Below are 17,246 nucleotides of genomic sequence, written 5' to 3'. Positions count from 1 at the left end.
CCAATGAGCTTCACCCTGATCCAGCAGGCGACCCCGCGTCTCCATCGCTCGGAACTCGCCGTTCCCGGCTCCAACCCGACCTTCATGGAGAAGTCCGCGAGCTCGAAGGCCGACGTCATCTTCCTTGATCTCGAGGATGCGGTGGCCCCGGACGACAAGGAGCAGGCCCGCAAGAACATCATCCAGGCGCTCAACGACCTGGATTGGGGCACCAAGACCATGATGATCCGCATCAACGGTCTCGACACCCACTACATGTACCGCGACGTCGTCGACATCGTCGAAGCCTGTCCGCGCCTCGACATGATCCTCATCCCGAAGGTCGGCGTGCCGGCCGACGTCTACGCCATCGACGTGCTGACGACCCAGATCGAGCAGGCCAAAAAGCGCGAGAAGAAGATCGGCTTCGAGGTGCTGATCGAGACGGCGCTGGGCATGGCAAACGTCGAGGCCATCGCCACCTCGTCCAAGCGCCTGGAGGCTATGTCGTTCGGCGTCGCCGATTACGCCGCCTCGACCCGCGCGCGCTCCACTGTCATCGGCGGCGTGAACAAGGACTTCTCGGTGCTCACCGACAAGGACGAGGCAGGCAACCGCGAGACCCATTGGCAGGATCCCTGGCTGTTCGCGCAGAACCGCATGCTGATCGCCTGCCGCGCTTACGGCCTGCGCCCCATCGACGGTCCCTTCGGCGACTTCTCCGATCCGGACGGCTACACCTCTGCGGCCCGCCGCTGCGCCGCGCTCGGCTTCGAGGGCAAGTGGGCGATCCACCCCTCGCAGATCGATCTCGCCAACGAGGTCTTTACCCCCTCGGAGGCGGAGGTCACCAAGGCCCGCCGCATCCTCGAGGCCATGGAGGAGGCCGCCAAGGCCGGCCGTGGCGCCGTCTCCCTCGACGGCCGCCTCATCGACATCGCCTCCATCCGCATGGCCGAGGCGCTGATCGAGAAGGCCAACGCGATGTCCGCCAGCTGAAGGCTCGGCGCGACGCCCGAAGAGACCCATGACTCGGCCGCCCCTTCGAGGGCGGCCCTTTTGTTTCGGGAGCCGGGTACCGGCACCAGTCCCGGCGACCATTCGTTAGCCTGCGGCCGCCGACGGCGAGCGTTGTCGGATCAATGCCCAGCCGGGTTCTCCGGCGGCCGCATGACACAAGACCCTCACCAGGCATCCAGGGAGATCTCATCATGCATGTGACCATCGAAGACGCACACAAGGCCATTGAGGCCGCCCGCGCGAAGGCCGTGGAACTCGGCACACAGATGTGCATCGCCGTCGTGGATTCCGGCGGAAACCTGAAGGCTTTCTACCGGATGGACGGCGCCTGGGTCGGCTCCATCGACATCTCCCACAAGAAGGCCAAGACCTCGGTGTTCTTCGGCATGATGACCGGCCAGATTGGCCAACTCTCCCAGCCGGGCGGGCCACTCTACGGCATCGAGCACTCGAACGATGGCCTCATCACCTTCCCGGGCGGTATCCCGATCGTGGACAAGGACGGTGAGATGTCAGGCGCGATCGGCGTCAGCGGCTCGACGGTGGAGAACGATCACGCCGTGGCACTGGCCGGTGCCAGCTCCATCGGATCCACCGAACTGCCTGCGCATCCCTGGCGGACCTGATCCGCGCGGTTGAGTGCGTCCTGAACGGCAGAAAGCCCCGCTCTCGCGAGCGGGGCTTTCTTGTATGTGCTTCACGTTCCGGCGAGCGGAGATCGCCGCCGGGTCGGAGCTTACATGGAGCCGAACTTGTAGTTGAAGCCGGCCTTGATGAGGTTGCCCTCGGTGTTGAAGCGCGAGGTATACGAGCCAGTTGCAGTGGTGAGGCCGGTCGTGTTCACGAGAACGTTGCGGCTGCCGAGGTCGTAGCGGAGGTACTCGGCCTTCAGCGTGATCGCGCTGGCACCGAGGAGGCCGCCGATGAAGTTGAAGCGGTTCAGGAAGCTGTCGGTCGGGATCGCGTACTCGACGCCACCGCCGTAGACGTAGCCCGTCTCCATGCCCTTGTAGCGACCGAAATAGGCGAGCTGGTTTGCGCCGTTGAAGAAGTCGGCCTGGTACTTGACTTCGCCGTAGGCAAAACCGCCGGTCCCGTAGACCAGGAACCGGTCGAAGGCGTAGCCGAGACGGCCCTGCACGGTGCCGAGGTAGTTCAGGCGGTTCCGGAAGCTGCTCGGGTCAGGAATACCGGCGTTGAAGACGCTGGGAGCGCTGAAATAGTCACGACGCTTGCCGATATCGGTCCAGGTCACATCGGCCTCGGCACCGATGACGAAACCGGAGCCCGGGGTGAGCTGGTAGTTATAGCCGATGCCGCCACCGATATTGCCGATGCCGTCCTGCTCAGCCTTGAAGCTGGAGGGACGACGCTCGCGGGCGACGTTGAGGCGCGTGTCGGTCAGGCCGCCCGTTGCATCATTGTTGCCCACCGTACGAATGGTCTGGTTGTCGCTGAACGCGTACGAACTGTGGGTGCCGATGTAGAGGCCGGTCCAGGTGAAGACCGGCACCGGTACGAAGACCGGCGGCGGCGCCTGACGGCGCGGAAGGTCAGCGGCATGGGCCGCGCCGAGGGCGACGAGCGAAGCAGTGCCGGCCAAAAGGAATTTTGCGATCATCGGGGTGTTTGTCCCAGGGTCGGAGAATTGCCGTCAAGCTACCCGGGGTTGTCCGGCCGCACTATGCCCCACAGGACACACCCCCTTCGGAAGCGTCAGGTAACGGACCGATTTTCGCCCTGTCGCGGGTTCCGTCGCGATCGGATGGTGCGTTGCGGCGGTCGACAACGGCCGGTTAAGCACGTTGCGCTATCCCGGATCTGCAGCCCTCCAGCCGTGACAGGAGCGACGATGACCCGGGACCAGCTCGCCGCCGAACTGAAGCGCATCGCGACCGATCAGGTCAGCGACATCGAGCGCGCGGTCAAGGACGGCCATAAGACGATCGCCCTGAACGAGATCGCAGACCTCAACCGCAACTTGAAAGCTCTGGCAGCCGCCGTGAAGGGCAAGGGGCTGGTTCGCGCGTGAAGACGGTGCCGGCACATCTTCGGGGGTCGGCACGCTCGACGGATCGAGCCCGGAGAAAAGCTCGGCGACCCTGTTGACCATTCCGGTCCTTCCACTGCATGTTCCTGATATGTTCTCAATCAGGATCGTCGATGCAGTCCCGGCCCACCCCCGCGCCCGCCTGGACCGCGTCGGCGGAGACGATCGTCGACGCCTATCTGGAGGAAGCCGGGGGCGATGCGATCGTGGCCCTGCATCGCGCCGTCGCCGACGCCCTGACCGATCTGTGCGAGGCTGAGCGGCGAACTCTTCGACGCGATCGGCTGATCTCGCACGGCTTCGTCCGGGGGCGGCCCGACCGGGACGATTGATGGCGGATCATGCCTCACCGGCGGACGCCTTCTGTTCTTCGACCTCCGGGGCGACCTGCCCGAAGTTCAGCACCGCCACCAGGGCGGTGCCACCGAAGACATTTCCGATGAGCGTCGGCAGGAAGAAGCGCCAAACGTAGTCGACCATGGTCGCCTGACCGGCGAAGACGAGGTAGAATGCGTCGACCGAACCGGCGACGATGTGGCTGAGTCCGCACATCGAGACCAGCCAAGTGATGAGGATGATGACGAACGGCGCGGCCGAGCCCGTCGCCGGCAGCATCCATACCATCAGGGCGATGAGCCAACCGGCGAAGACGGCCTTGATCACCGTGGTGCCGAAGGCCGATCCGATGGCGTGATGGCTCAGCGCCGAGAACGCGGCGTGGACACCCGGTTCGAAGGCGTCCGAATAGGTAAGTACCGCCGCGATCATCGCCGTCGCGACGATGTTGCCCGACAGCACGATTCCCCAGAGGCGGAGGACACGCCTCAGGGTTGCCCGGCTCCGGTCGTGCAGCAGCGGCAGGATGGGGGTCAGCGTGTTTTCGGTGAACAGCTGTTGGCGCCCCAGGACCACGATGAGGAAGCCGGTGGCGTAGCCGAGGCTCGTGATCAGGCCGGCCCAAGGCGCCTCGGGCAGGTGCGCCTTCAGCACGCCGGGCACGATAAGGGAGAACCCCATCGTCAGGCCGGCAGCGATGGCAGACAGCAAGAGGGCGCTCCCCTGGCGTCGAAGCTCCTCGTCGCCCTCGAGACGGATGACCTCGTGCAGCACGAAGGCGTCGGGTCGACCGATCTCCGCGACGGTCTCGGCCTTCGCGTCGACCCCATCCTCGCGCTCGTCGACCATCACATCTGCTCCTGGGTTCGCTCGAACGGCGAGGGTTCGTTCGGATGGAAGCGAATCGGGTGCATGGATGTTCAGGCGGGTGAGCCGCTTCGCAATCCGTCGAGGAGTGCATCCACCGCGGCTCGGGCCGCGGTCAGAGCCGCAGCGTCCCGGCCGCGTACGACGATCCGGTTGGCAAAACCATTCGGCGTCATCGACGGATAGGAGCCGATCGAGACCGTCGCGTGGGCCTTGGCGATGGCCGCGAGGCCGCCCGCATAGGTGCCCTCGGGCAGGTTGCCGGCATCGATCGTCTCCGACAGCACCTTTGCACCGGTCGCCAGGGTCGGTCCGACGTTGTCGAGCATGGCCTGCATGATCCCCGGCACGCCGGCCATGACGATGACGTTGCCAAGGCGGAAGCCCGGCGCCTTGGAAACCGGATTGGCGATGAGGTCGGCTCCGGCCGGGATGCGGGCCATGCGCAAGCGTGCCTCGTTCAAGTCCTCGGGCCGGTGGCGCTCCAGCAGCATCGCCTTCGCGCGTGGGTCGACGTCGATCGACACGCCGAAGGCGGCGGCTACACAGTCGGCCGTGATGTCGTCGTGCGTCGGGCCGATGCCGCCGGTGGTGAAGAGGTAGGTGTAGGAGCCACGCAAGGCATTGATGGCGTCGACGATGCGGTCCGCCTCGTCGGGCACGATACGCACTTCCTTCAGATCGATACCGATGGCGGTGCAGTAATCCGCGATGGTGCCGATATTCTTGTCCTTGGTGCGCCCGGACAGGATCTCGTCACCGATGACCAGGACGGCAGCGGTGATGGCGGCGGGGTCGACAGGTTCGGGCACGGCGAATCCGGGGCAAGCGGGAGAGACTCCGCCAACTAGCGCGGCCGTGCGCGCTTGACCACGCGTCTTCAGCGTGCTCCGCGCTGAAGGTCGCCGTCGATGAGGAGGGCGCTCTTGCCGTCGAGGCGATTGCGGTAGACCTGCAGGTTCTCCATCACCCTCTGAACGTAGTTGCGCGTCTCGGTGAACGGGATGCGCTCGACCCAGTCGATGGGATCGACTCCGCCCTTGCGCGGGTCGCCGTAGGCGTCGATCCACTTCTTCACATTGCCGCCGCCGGCATTGTACGAGGCGAAGGCGAGGATGTACGAGCCGCGCCAATCCTCCATCAGCTCGCCGAGATGGGCTTGCCCCAGGCGGGCATTGTAGGCAGGGTCGCTGGTCAGGCGATCGGTGTCGAAGCTCGCGCTGACCCGGCGCGCGGTGCGCTGGGCGGTGGCCGGCATCATCTGCATCAGGCCGCGCGCGCCGACGCTGGACTGGGCCAGCGGGTCGAACTGGCTCTCCTGCCGGGCGATGGCGTAGACCATCGCCTTCTCCACCAGGGGCACGGCGGAGGAGGCCTCGTAGTTCGGGATGCCGATGGTCGGGTAGGCATGGGCATCGAGGGGCAGGCCGCGCTGGACAGCGATCTTGCCGATGGCCACCAGGGCGCGGGAGTTGCGCTGCTCGGCGGCGACGTTGCCGAGCGCTTCGAGCTCGGCCGCATCCGTGAGGCGGTTGGCGCTATCGATGTAGAGGGGCAGGGCCAGGTCGCGGATCGCGGCGGCCTCCAGCATCTTCAAGGCCCGGACGTAGAGGCGCTGGTCGAAGGCGGCCTGTCGGGTGGCGTCGAGCGCGGGGATGCTGCGCAGCGACAGGCTGGAGCGTCCGAGCTTCGTTCGCGCCAGCTGCCCGTAATACGCGATGGGCTGGAGGGCGGCGCGCTCGTAGAAGGCCCTGGCGGCCTCGGCTTGGCCCAGGGCCTCGGCGGCGCGACCCTGCCAGTAGGCTGTACGGGCCAGGGAGATGGGCGTCTCGGCGATTCGGGCCGCTTCGGCGAAGTGCTGCGCCGCCTTGGCGGCGTCGTCCTGGAAGCGCAGCGCGATCCAGCCGGCGTGGAACTCGGCCTCGATCCGCTTCTCGACGGTGCGGGCGCAGGGAGCGCGGGCCACCGCGTAGGCGGCGCCCGGGTCGTTGCTGTCGATGAGCTTGCGGGCGACGATCCGGCGCTCGACCCACCACTCGTCGCCGTCGACCAGAACGTCGGGGTTCGAGGGTGCGGTGGCGAGCATCGCGGCCGCCTCGGCGAACTTGTCGTGCCGGCGCAGGTATTGCGCCCGCGACAGGATGTAGGAGGAGTCGCTCCGCAGGGACGGGGGGACCGCGTTGAGGGCGGAGGGAGCTGCAGAACTCTTGTCCTCGACGGCCCGGCGGGCGCGAACCAGGGTCGCGTAGCTGCTGCCGGCCAAAGTGGCGGCTCGACCGGCGGTGTCGTAATCCTCCTTCAGCAGCGCGCGCTCCATCCGGTAACGGTGGTCGATCCGCGTCAGGGTCGTGGGAAACGCGTCGAGGACCTTCGCCTCGAGGTTTCGGCCGAAAGTCTCGGACCGCCACAGGTCGCGGATCAGGGCAGCGGCGTCCTCGTCGAGGCCATCCGCCTTGGAGGCCAGCGCCAGGGCGAATTTGCCCGGCGCACTCGCGGGCCGCGAGGCGGCGAAGAAGGCTCTAACGGTGGCGGCATTGCGACGTTCGGTGAGCAGGGCCTCTTCGGCCCGGCGGCGCAGGAGTGGACCTGCTGGCCAGTCGGGATTGCTTCGGGTGAAGGCGATCGTGCGCTCGAAGCCGATGCCGGCACCCGCCCGGATCGCCACCCATTCGAGGAGGGCACGCGCCGCCGGATCCTTGAAGCCGTCCCGCAGGCGATCACCCTCGGAGACCCGCCCCTTGCGATAGGCGTCGATCGCCTGGCGCAGGGCCGGCAGGTCGACATCGGGCGCCACCTGGGCGGCGCGGCTCAAGTCGGGTACTTCCGGGACGGGTGCCGCCGGGGAGACGGCGGCGTCCGGCATCGGAAAGGCAATTCCGGCTTCGGGATCGGCGGAGGCGTAGGCCTTCGCGGCAGCGGGCAGGCCCTGGCTCGGCGCGGCCTCGGGCGATCTCGCCTCGATCTTCAGGGCATCGGCCGTCGTCGGGTCGGCGACCTTGGCCTCCGGGAGGGCGGAGGAGGGGGCCACCGCATCGCTGGCCGGGCGTAGGCTCGGGGCATCCGCCTCCGGGCCGGAGGAGGCCGCGATGGCTCCGGCCGAAACCAGGCTGAAGGCCAGCATCAGGGCTGCGCGCTGCGTCGAGAACACCATGGTTCTTCCAGTCCCATCACCGTGGACAGGCCTTCAAGCTCACCCAAAGGGCATTAAGAAGGCATTAACCCCGTAAAAGCAGCGTTTGCGCCGGTGCGGGCGAGGGCCTATGTCTGCCCGTCCGCGTGAAGCGGTGCCGCTGCCGGAACACCGGCGCACGACGAGACCGACGGCTGGGAACGCCAGGATGACCGAGACCTCCACACGACGCCTCAGGGGCGCGATGTCCGCCCTCGTGACTCCGTTCAAGGACGGAGCCTTCGACGAGGCGGCCTTCCGCAAATTCGTGAATTGGCAGATCGCTGAAGGCATCCACGGGCTCGTTCCCACCGGCACCACCGGAGAGAGCCCGACCCTGAGCCACACCGAGCACGACCGCGTGGTCGAGATCTGCATCGACGAGGCAGCCGGCCGCGTGCCCGTGATCGCCGGTGCCGGCTCCAACTCCACCGCCGAGGCCGTCGAGCGCGCCCGACACGCCGAGAAGGCCGGCGCCGATGCCGTGCTCGTGGTGACGCCGTACTACAACAAGCCGACCCAAGCCGGGCTCTACGCGCATTTCAAGGCCGTCAACGACGCCGTCGGCATTCCAATCATCCTGTACAACATTCCCGGGCGTTCCATCGTCGACATGAGCGTCGAAACGATGGCGCGCCTCTACGAACTCAAGAACATCGCCGGCGTGAAGGATGCGACGGCCAAGCTCGACCGGGTCAGCCTTCAGCGTCAGGCCATGGGTGAAGACTTCATCCAGCTTTCCGGCGAAGACGCGACCGCTCTGGGCTTCAACGCCCATGGCGGCTGCGGCTGCATCTCGGTCGTGTCGAACGTGGCTCCCCGGCTCTGCGCCGATCTGCAGGAGGCGACCCTCGGCGGCGATTACGTCAAGGCGCTGCAGATCCAGGATCGGCTGATGCCGCTGCATGCCAGTATGTTCGTGGAGCCAAATCCGTCGCCAGCGAAGTATGCCCTCGCGCGCCTCGGCTTGATGACCGACGAGGTGCGGCTGCCGCTCCTGACGGTCAGTGCGGAGACGAAGGCGCTCGTCGATGCCGCCCTGCGCCACGCCGGCCTGCTCGACGCCTGAGCCCGCCTGGCAAAGCGGTCCGCGCAGAACCATATCCCTCGGCCCGGCAGCGATGGCGCGACCGGCCTGACCCGACGTTGTGATGGCTCCCAAACCCGAATCGAACCGCCGCGTCGTCGCCGACAACCGCGCCGCCCGCTACCACTACGAGATTACCGATACGCTGGAGGCCGGGCTCGCCCTGACGGGGACCGAGGTCAAATCCCTGCGCAAGGGCAAGGCGACCATCGGGGAGGCTTATGCCGGTCCGTCCGGCACCGACCTGATGCTGTTCAACGCCTACATCCCGGAATACGTCGAGGCCAACCGCTTCAACCACGAGACCAAGCGACCGCGCCGGCTGCTGCTCCATCGCAAGCAGATCAACAAGCTGATCGGTGCCACGCAACGCGAAGGCTTCACCGTCGTGCCGCTGAAGATCTACTTCAACGAACGCGGCCGGGCCAAGATCGAGCTCGGCCTCGGCCGCGGCAAGAAGCTTCACGACAAGCGCGAGGCTTCGAAGGAGCGAGACTGGCAGCGCGACCGCGCCCGCATCATGCGCGACAAGGGCTGACGCCGAAGTTCGACGGCCTCACGAGCCGACCGGCTCGTCGTCCTGGCGGATGCCGTAGCGGCTCTCGAGGGCCGGGCTCGGGCGCGCCGAACGTTCCGGCGTCTCGCCGCGGGAACGGGTCCCGGTGTCGCCGTTGGTCCGGTTGTCCGGACCGCGCGACGCTCTCTCGCCGGGATCGCGGCCGATCCGCGAGATGAGATGCGCCAAATCGACGAACTCGTCCGCCTGCCGCCGCAGATCGTCCGCGATCATCGCTGGCTGCGTCTGGATCGTGCTGACGACGGTCACCCGGACGCCGCGGCGCTGCATCGCCTCGACCAGAGAGCGGAAGTCTCCGTCACCCGAGAACAACACCATGTGGTCGATATGAGGAGCGAGTTCCAGCGCATCGATCGCCAACTCGATATCCATATTCCCCTTCACCTTCCGCCGACCCATCGAGTCGACGAATTCCTTGGCGGGCTTGGTGACGACCCGAAAGCCGTTGTAGTCGAGCCAATCGATGAGCGGACGAATCGAAGAATATTCCTGATCTTCGACGATTGCCGTATAGTAAAAAGCCCTAAGCAGCGACTCTTTCGACTGAAACTCTCTCAAGAGTCTTCTGTAATCGATGTCGAAGCCGAGTGCCTTCGTTGCCGCGTAGAGATTGGCACCATCGATAAACAGGGCGCTGCGCTGATGTGCGCTCATAAAAATTCCACTTAACAGGAGGGCAAAGAAATAAATATTGAAAATTACAATGGCGCCGTGGCCGGGTTTTGCATCTCAGACCCAGTCTCACTCCAGAAGTTCCGGAAAAACGAGCATAATAGAGGACTGGAGACTGATCGTGCAGCGCTGATATGTCGACTGCAATACCTTCTGATTGATTAAGGCTCTGCGACGCGGAAAGTCAAATTTTGCTGACTTAGGAAAATTAATGGGAGTCGAATTCATCGGCTCGTCCCCGATCCGGAACCGACGATGTCTCGTACGCCGAATCTGCGCGCAACGGATGTGTATTCCGGTGATCCTGCGGAAGTGGAGCAGCCGCCGTACAAGGCAGACAGCCGCGCCGCCTCGACGCGCCGTGCCGATGCTTGGTCCCTCCGCAAGAACCGTCGGGCCTACCCGTTCACGCGCTCGACCTTGTTGACCGTCCGCTTGCCACGAAGCTCGGATACGATCGCGTTCAGGTGCTTCAAGTCCCAAACAGAGAGGTCGATGACGATCTGGGTGAAGTCCTGCGTCTTTCGCTTCATCGAGACGTTGTCGATGTTGCCGTCGTGGTCGGCGATGACCTGAGCGATCTGTGCGAGGACGCCGGGTTCGTTGATCGATTGCAGGGCGAGGCGCGCCGGGAAGCGCTCGCTGGTCCCGGCTTCGACATCCCAGCGCACGTCGAGCCAGCGGTCGGGTTCGTTGTCGAAGGCGGCCAGGGCCGCCGACTGGATCGGGTAGATCGTAACGCCGACCCCGGGAGTGAGAATCCCCACGATGCGGTCGCCGGGTACAGCGCCACCATTGGGTGCGAAGCTCACCGGCAGGTCGCTGTCGAGCCCGCGGATCGGGATGCCGTCCGAGCGGCCATGGTCCGTACCCGCCCCTTCCGGGAAGGTCAGGCGCATGGTCTGATCCTTGGCGAGGCTGAGGCGCCCGGCACCGTCCGTAGAGGCCGGCTGCGGCAGGGGCGCCGGAGCACTGCGGCGCTCGTCCTTGTGGTCCGGATAAACCGCCCGTACCACGTCGCCGGAGAACATCTCGCCGCGCCCGACCGCGGCGAACACGTCCTCGGTGCTCTGCCGGGCGAGGCGCGGAAGCGCACCGCGCAGCTTGTCCTCGGAAAAGCTCTTGGCCGCCCGCTCGAAGGCACGATCGAGAATTTGGCGCCCGAGGCCGGCATATTGACGCCGCACCGCGGAGCGGGTCGCCCGCCGGATCGCGGAGCGCGCCTTGCCGGTGACCACCAGAGATTCCCATGCCGCGGGTGGCGAGGCGCCGTCTGAGCGGGCGATCTCGACTTCGTCGCCGTTGACGAGTTCGTGCAGCAGCGGCGCCATGCGGCCGTTGATCTTGGCGCCCACTGCCGTGTTCCCGACGTCGGTATGGACGGCGTAGGCGAAATCGATCGGGGTCGCGCCGCGGGGGAGGGCGATCAGGCGCCCCTTCGGCGTGAAGCAGAACACCTGATCCTGAAAGAGTTCGAGCTTGGTGTGCTCGAGAAACTCCTCCGGGCTGTCGCCCTCGGCCAGGAGTTCGATGGTTCGGCGCAGCCACTGATAGGCGCCGCTCTCGGTGGCGAGCCGCGGATGTCCGGCGCCGATCTCGTCCTTGCCGCCGCTCTCCTTGTAGTGGGCGTGGGCCGCGATGCCGTACTCGGCGATCTCGTCCATGGCGGCGGTGCGGATCTGCAACTCGACGCGCTGGCTCTTCGGGCCGATCACCGTGGTGTGGATCGAGCGGTAGTCGTTCTGCTTCGGCGTCGAGATGTAGTCCTTGTACCGGCCCGGGACCATCGGCCAGCTCGTATGGACGACGCCGAGCGCGCCGTAGCAGTCGCCCAGGGTCTCCACCACGACCCGGAAGCCGAAGATGTCCGACAGTTGCTCGAAGGCGACGGACTTGCGCTCCATCTTGGCCGAGATCGAGTAGGGCCGCTTCTGGCGTCCCGTGACGACGGCCTTGATGCCTTGCGCTGCGAGCTTCGCGGCCAGGTCGTGCTCGATGCTCTCCACGAGGCGCTCGGACTTCGCTGACAGGTCGGCAAGGCGCTGCGCGATGGTGGCGTAGATTTCGGGCTTGAGGTTGCGGAGGGCCAGGTCTTCCAATTCCTCGCGCAGTTCCTGCATGCCCATGCGGCCGGCGAGCGGCGCGTAGATGTCGAGGGTTTCCTCGGCGATGCGCTCGCGCTTGTCCGCACGCATGTGATGGAGGGTGCGCATGTTGTGCAGGCGGTCGGCGAGCTTGACGAGGAGAACGCGGACATCGGCCGCCACCGCCAGGAGCAGCTTGCGGAAGTTCTCGCCCTGCGCTGCGCGCTTCGAGACGAGGTCGAGGCGCTTCAGCTTGGTCAGGCCGTCCACCAAGGCACCGATTTCCGGGCTGAAGAGCTCGCGGATCTCGTCGAGGGTGGCGGCCGTATCCTCCACGGTGTCGTGCAGCACCGCGGCGACGATGGTGGCATCGTCGAGCCGAAGGTCGGTGAGGATTCCGGCGACTTCGAGGGGATGGGCGAAGAATGGATCGCCCGAGGCGCGCTTCTGCGTGCCGTGGGCGCGCATGGCGTAGACGTAGGCGCGGTTCAGCAGGGCCTCGTTCGCCGCGGGATTGTAGCGCTTCACCCGCTCGACAAGTTCGTATTGGCGCATCATCCGCCGGAAGACCCTTTCACGCGCGGTGGGTCCGGTACCGGATCCACTCCCTCGATGTGTCCCGCATCGCACGCGGGCACGCCAGCCCCACGGCGTCGCATCGGCCGCAATTCGAGCCCCGGAAACGAAAAAACCCGGCTTGGAGGCCGGGTCCTTCGAATGATCGATCTGGGCGCAAGCGGTTTACTCGGCTTCGTCGTCCGTCTCGGTGGGCGGAGCAAGATTCTCGAGGCCACGCAGGAGGTCTTCCTCGCTCATGCGGTCGAACTGAACCGCGCCGTCGTCGCTCGAAGAGGGCGGAGCGACCGCAGCGGCAGCGGGCGAGCTCGAGAGGAGCGGCACGGTCTCGGCCTCGGGCTCGTCGACCTCGACGTACTTCTGCATCGAGTGGATGAGCTGTTCCTTGAGGTCGTCCGCGGTGATCGTTTCGTCACCGATCTCGCGCAGGGCGCAGACAGGATTCTTGTCGCGGTCGCGGTCGATCGTCAGCGGGGCGCCCGCGGCGAGCAGGCGGGCACGGTGGCTGGCCAGCAGAACCAGCTCGAAGCGGTTCTCGACCTTATCGATGCAGTCTTCAACGGTGACGCGAGCCATGGCGGACGGCTCCTTCCTCGGACGGAATTTCTGGGCTGAGCCCGCCTCATACACCCCTTGACGTCGGGCAACAAGCGCCACGGCCGGTCTATCCCGTTGCGCACGTTCGACGATCCTCCGGCATTCCGCCCCCCCCCTGTTCCCTCCACACCGCATCCGGCACGGGACACGTCGGTCGGCTGTAGACGGGAATTGCCGCGGCAAACATCCGCCGCGACCTGCTCGGCAACGGCAGGGATTCGCGGCCCCTGCCGTCCCAGCCTCGCCTACACATTGACTCGGTCGCCGTAGGAGACGGTCCTGACCGCAGGATCAGGTTGTTCAGGCGTAGCCTCAGAGAGTTCTTCAACGAAAGGAACGTCGGGAACTGCTCGCTGGATCGGCTCAAAGCCTGCAGGCTGCCGATCGTCGGGACTTCCGAAAGCCTCGATTCCGGCATGGTCGACTTCTTCAACGGGGGGTGAAGGCGCGTCGGGTCGCTGCAGTGCCATGTTGACACAGGTGGCGGGCGGTGCGACTGCGCCGCCCTTCCTGTCCCGGGCCGAGCCTCTCGGGGCGATCCGGCACGACGAGGACTTCAGATGGCGCGCGCTTGCATCTTCCCGGGCCAAGGCAGCCAGGCCGTCGGCATGGGGCGGGCGCTCGCCGAGCATTTCCACCAAGCCCGCGACGTGTTCGCGGAGGTCGACGAGGCCCTGGGCCAGCCGCTCGCGCGCCTGATGTTCGAGGGCCCGGTGGAGGAACTGACCCTCACCGCCAACGCCCAGCCGGCCCTGATGGCCGCGAGCCTCGCGACCCTGCGGGTGCTGGAGGCCGAGCGCGGCCTCGATTTGAAGCGCGACGTGGCCTGCGTCGCCGGCCATTCGCTCGGCGAATACACCGCGCTCGCGGCCGCCGGCACCTTCTCGATCGCGGACGCCGCCCGGCTGCTGCGCATTCGCGGCACCGCCATGCAGGACGCGGTGGCGCCCGGCGCCGGCGCCATGGCGGCGCTGATCGGGGCCGATGCCGAGGCTGCGCAGGCGATCGCCGCGGACGCCGCCGAGGGCGCGGTCTGCGAGGTCGCCAACGACAATGGCGGCGGCCAGGTCGTGCTCTCGGGCGACCGGGCCGCGGTCGAGCGCGCGGTGGCGCTGGCCCCGTCGCGCGGGATCAAGCGTGCCGTCATGCTCAACGTCTCGGCCCCGTTCCACTGCTCGCTGATGGCGCCGGCCGCCGCTCGTATGCAGAGAGCGCTTGTCGAGGTCGCGATGCACAGCCCGGTCGTGCCGGTCTACGCCAACGTTCTGGCGGCGCCCGTCACCGATCCGGCCGCGATCCGCGAGGCGCTGGTCGCGCAGGTCACCGGAACGGTGCGCTGGCGCGACTGCGTCGCCGCGATGGCCGCCACCGGAATCGATCAGTTCAGCGAGATCGGCACCGGCAAGGTGCTCACCGGACTCGTCAAGCGAATTGTGCCGGGCGCCGCCGCGAGCGCGGTCGGCACTCCCGACGACATCGCGGCTTTTCCCAGCTTCGGCTGAACCACAGGATTCTCCCATGTTCGACCTGACCGGCCGCAAGGCCCTCGTCACCGGCGCCACCGGCGGCCTCGGCGGCGCCATCGCGCGGGGCCTGCACGCGCAAGGGGCGACCCTCGCGATCTCGGGCACCCGCCAGGCCGCCCTGGAGGCCTTCGCGGCGGAACTCGGCGGGGAGCGCGTCCACGTCGTGCCGGGCGACCTCTCCGACAAGGCCTCGGTGGAAGCCCTGGTGCCGGCGGCGGAGGCGGCGCTCGGCGGCCTCGACATCCTGGTGAACAATGCCGGCATCACCCGCGACAACCTCGTGCTGCGCATGAAGGACGACGAGTGGGACGCGGTGATCGCCGTCAACCTCTCGGCGGCGTTCCGGCTGTCGCGGGCGGCCGTGAAGGGCATGATGAAGCGCCGCCACGGCCGCATCGTGAACATCGGCTCGGTGGTGGGCGCCACCGGCAATCCGGGGCAGGTGAACTACGCCGCCGCCAAGGCCGGCCTGGTCGGCATGACCAAGGCGCTGGCGGCCGAGGTCGCCACCCGCAACCTCACCGTCAATTGCATCGCGCCGGGCTTCATCACCTCGCCGATGACCGACGCGCTGAACGACAAGCAGCGCGAGGGCATCCTCGGGCGCGTGCCGATGGGGCGGCTCGGCACCGGCACCGACATCGCCGCGGCCGCGATCTACCTCGCTTCCGACGAGGCCGCCTACGTCACCGGCCAGACCCTGCACGTGAACGGCGGCATGGCGATGTACTGAGGCGCCGGCGCCCCCGTCTCGCTGCATCGCACAGCCCGAAAATCAGGCGATTGGCTCGAAAAGGCCACAGCGATGAACGGGTTGTGAACAGGCTCTCGCCAGCGTCGGAACCCTGTGTTAACACCCCGGCTGCCGTGCGAGGGGGGTGCCGATTCAGCGTGTTGCGGATGTTTGAAAAACGTGGGTCACTGACTGGACAAGTACGGTGACTTGCCCGAAACGCGCGATCGAACACACCGGCCGCTCAATCCGAACAGCCAGTCCCGGGGACGGGACGGCGGCCACGGCACCTTCACCGACCTTCCACCAGCAAGACTCTTCACCAACAAGATCCTTGCACCATCACGACCTTGAAGAGCTAAGGACCAAGACCGATGAGCGATATCGCTGAGCGCGTGAAGAAGATCGTTGTCGAGCACCTCGGCGTTGAGCCGGAGAAGGTGGTCGAGGGCGCGAACTTCATCGATGATCTCGGCGCCGACAGCCTCGACACCGTCGAGCTCGTGATGGCGTTCGAGGAAGAGTTCAACGTCGAGATCCCCGACGATGCCGCCGAGACCATCCAGACGGTCGGCGATGCGGTGAAGTTCCTCGAGAAGAACTCCGCTTAAGGCCACGGGTCGCGCGTGAGCGGGGTCTGGAAACGGACCCCGCGCGCCATTCGTTGTGATGACAGGACCGGTTCGGGATAGCGCGATGCGTCGGGTAGTGGTGACGGGCTTGGGGATGGTGACGCCGCTGGCCAGCGGGGTCGAAGCCACCTGGAGCCGGTTGATCGCCGGCGAGTCGGCCGCCAAGGTCGTGACGGCGTTTCCCGTGGACGACCTGGCCTGCCGCATCGCGTGTTCCGTGCCCTTCGGCGACGGCTCCGACGGCAGCTTCGATCCCGACGCCTTCATGGAGGTGAAGGAGCAGCGCAAGGTCGATCCGTTCATCGTCTACGCGATGGCGGCCGCCGGCGAGGCCCTGAACGACGCCGACTGGCACCCCACCTCCTACGAGGACAAGTGCGCCACCGGCGTCATGGTCGGCTCCGGCATCGGCGGCATCGGCGGCATCTACGACGCCTCGGTGACCCTGCACGACAAGGGTCCGCGCCGCATCTCCCCCTTCTTCATTCCCGGCCGCATCATCAATCTGGCCTCCGGCCAGATCTCGATCGCGCACGGCCTGAAAGGGCCGAACCACGCGGTGGTGACGGCCTGCTCCACCGGGGCGCATGCCATCGGCGACGCCGCCCGGCTGATCCAGTTCGGCGATGCCGACGTCATGGTGGCGGGCGGCGCCGAATCGCCGGTGAACCGCCTCGCGCTCGCGGGCTTCGCCGCCTGCCGCGCCCTCTCCACCGGCTTCAACGACGCGCCCACCAAGGCCTCGCGCCCCTACGACCGCGACCGCGACGGCTTCGTGATGGGCGAGGGGGCCGGCGTCGTCGTGCTCGAGGAATACGAGCACGCCAAGGCCCGCGGCGCCAAGATCTACGCCGAGGTGATCGGCTACGGCCTCACGGGCGACGCCTACCACATCACCTCGCCGGCCCCGGACGGCGACGGCGCCTTCCGCTGCATGAGCGCCGCCGTGAAGCGCGCCGGCATCCAGGCGTCGGACCTCGACTACATCAACGCCCACGGCACCTCGACGCCCATGGGCGACGAGCTGGAGCTGAAGGCCGTGGAGCGCCTGCTCGGCGACCACGCAGCCCGCGCCTCGATGTCCTCCACCAAGTCCTCGATCGGCCACCTGCTGGGTGCGGCCGGCTCCGTGGAAGCGATCTTTTCGATCCTGACCATCCGCGACGGCATCCTGCCGCCGACCCTCAACCTCGACAATCCCTCCGTCGAGACCGCGATCGACCTCGTGCCGCACGAGGCCAAGCGCAAGCGGGTGGATACGGTGCTGTCGAATTCGTTCGGGTTTGGCGGGACGAATGCGAGCTTGGTGATGCGGCGGGTGGATTAGGTCGCGTTAAAGAT

Annotated in this window: 17 protein-coding genes; 10 read left to right on the top strand and 7 right to left on the bottom strand. The window is 66.9% G+C overall.

Annotated features, from left to right (window positions below; all coding sequences use genetic code 11):
- The first annotated feature begins 3 nt into the window (after positions 1–3).
- Both ACLBWX_RS03775 and ACLBWX_RS03770 read left to right on the top strand, forming a co-directional pair.
- The gene (locus ACLBWX_RS03775) at positions 4–978 is read left to right on the top strand and encodes an HpcH/HpaI aldolase/citrate lyase family protein (RefSeq protein WP_238279725.1); all 975 of its coding nucleotides are present in this window, start codon (positions 4–6) and stop codon (positions 976–978) included.
- A gap of 212 nt (positions 979–1,190) precedes the next feature.
- Positions 1,191–1,625 (top strand): GlcG/HbpS family heme-binding protein, encoded by a 435-nt coding sequence (locus ACLBWX_RS03770; protein ID WP_056189378.1) that lies wholly within the window; start codon positions 1,191–1,193, stop codon positions 1,623–1,625.
- A 110-nt stretch (positions 1,626–1,735) separates the two neighbouring features.
- On the opposite strand, the gene ACLBWX_RS03765 is transcribed toward ACLBWX_RS03770, so the two are convergent.
- Complete coding sequence (locus ACLBWX_RS03765) at positions 1,736–2,620, bottom strand: outer membrane protein (protein ID WP_447675728.1); 885 nt, start codon at positions 2,618–2,620, stop codon at positions 1,736–1,738.
- Positions 2,621–2,851: 231 nt separating this feature from the next.
- Here ACLBWX_RS03765 and ACLBWX_RS03760 point away from each other — a divergent pair, with 231 nt between their 5' ends.
- Complete coding sequence (locus tag ACLBWX_RS03760; RefSeq protein WP_056189372.1) at positions 2,852–3,031, top strand: hypothetical protein; 180 nt, start codon at positions 2,852–2,854, stop codon at positions 3,029–3,031.
- Between the two features lie 131 nt (positions 3,032–3,162).
- Entirely contained in the window at positions 3,163–3,381 is a 219-nt protein-coding gene (locus ACLBWX_RS03755; protein ID WP_447675727.1) for a hypothetical protein, read from the top strand.
- A 7-nt stretch (positions 3,382–3,388) separates the two neighbouring features.
- Here the strand turns inward: ACLBWX_RS03755 and ACLBWX_RS03750 are convergent, their stop codons facing one another.
- From ACLBWX_RS03750 to ACLBWX_RS03740, 3 genes are all read right to left on the bottom strand, one after another.
- Positions 3,389–4,234, bottom strand: coding sequence for a formate/nitrite transporter family protein (locus ACLBWX_RS03750; protein ID WP_447675726.1), 846 nt, complete (start codon positions 4,232–4,234; stop codon positions 3,389–3,391).
- A gap of 71 nt (positions 4,235–4,305) precedes the next feature.
- Complete coding sequence (locus ACLBWX_RS03745) at positions 4,306–5,064, bottom strand: competence/damage-inducible protein A (RefSeq protein ID WP_447675725.1); 759 nt, start codon at positions 5,062–5,064, stop codon at positions 4,306–4,308.
- Positions 5,065–5,132: 68 nt separating this feature from the next.
- Complete coding sequence (locus ACLBWX_RS03740; RefSeq protein ID WP_447675724.1) at positions 5,133–7,403, bottom strand: transglycosylase SLT domain-containing protein; 2,271 nt, start codon at positions 7,401–7,403, stop codon at positions 5,133–5,135.
- 187 nt (positions 7,404–7,590) lie between these two features.
- On the opposite strand from ACLBWX_RS03740, the gene dapA reads away from it, so the two are divergent.
- Both dapA and smpB read left to right on the top strand, forming a co-directional pair.
- Complete coding sequence (dapA, locus tag ACLBWX_RS03735) at positions 7,591–8,490, top strand: 4-hydroxy-tetrahydrodipicolinate synthase (protein WP_447675723.1); 900 nt, start codon at positions 7,591–7,593, stop codon at positions 8,488–8,490.
- Between the two features lie 82 nt (positions 8,491–8,572).
- Positions 8,573–9,046 (top strand): SsrA-binding protein SmpB, encoded by a 474-nt coding sequence (gene smpB, locus ACLBWX_RS03730; RefSeq protein WP_055957959.1) that lies wholly within the window; start codon positions 8,573–8,575, stop codon positions 9,044–9,046.
- Positions 9,047–9,064: 18 nt separating this feature from the next.
- On the opposite strand, the gene ACLBWX_RS03725 is transcribed toward smpB, so the two are convergent.
- The 3 genes from ACLBWX_RS03725 to rpoZ form a co-directional block, all read right to left on the bottom strand.
- On the bottom strand, positions 9,065–9,739 hold the full coding sequence (locus ACLBWX_RS03725; RefSeq protein WP_447675722.1) for a LabA-like NYN domain-containing protein: 675 nt from the start codon (positions 9,737–9,739) through the stop codon (positions 9,065–9,067).
- A gap of 416 nt (positions 9,740–10,155) precedes the next feature.
- Positions 10,156–12,399, bottom strand: coding sequence for a RelA/SpoT family protein (locus ACLBWX_RS03720; protein WP_447675721.1), 2,244 nt, complete (start codon positions 12,397–12,399; stop codon positions 10,156–10,158).
- A 183-nt stretch (positions 12,400–12,582) separates the two neighbouring features.
- A complete protein-coding gene (gene rpoZ / locus ACLBWX_RS03715) occupies positions 12,583–12,993 on the bottom strand; it encodes a DNA-directed RNA polymerase subunit omega (RefSeq protein WP_055957968.1) in 411 nt (136 codons plus the stop codon).
- A gap of 581 nt (positions 12,994–13,574) precedes the next feature.
- Between rpoZ and fabD the strand changes: the two genes are divergently transcribed.
- From fabD to fabF, 4 genes are all read left to right on the top strand, one after another.
- A complete protein-coding gene (fabD, locus tag ACLBWX_RS03710; protein ID WP_447675720.1) occupies positions 13,575–14,516 on the top strand; it encodes an ACP S-malonyltransferase in 942 nt (313 codons plus the stop codon).
- A gap of 16 nt (positions 14,517–14,532) precedes the next feature.
- Positions 14,533–15,273, top strand: coding sequence for a 3-oxoacyl-[acyl-carrier-protein] reductase (fabG, locus tag ACLBWX_RS03705; RefSeq protein WP_447675719.1), 741 nt, complete (start codon positions 14,533–14,535; stop codon positions 15,271–15,273).
- A gap of 374 nt (positions 15,274–15,647) precedes the next feature.
- Complete coding sequence (locus tag ACLBWX_RS03700; RefSeq protein WP_018044468.1) at positions 15,648–15,884, top strand: acyl carrier protein; 237 nt, start codon at positions 15,648–15,650, stop codon at positions 15,882–15,884.
- Positions 15,885–15,969: 85 nt separating this feature from the next.
- Complete coding sequence (gene fabF / locus ACLBWX_RS03695; protein ID WP_447675718.1) at positions 15,970–17,232, top strand: beta-ketoacyl-ACP synthase II; 1,263 nt, start codon at positions 15,970–15,972, stop codon at positions 17,230–17,232.
- Positions 17,233–17,246 lie beyond the last annotated feature (14 nt).

This window comes from Methylobacterium sp. M6A4_1b, assembly GCF_053345175.1.
This window is presented reverse-complemented; position numbering and strand designations above follow the sequence as displayed.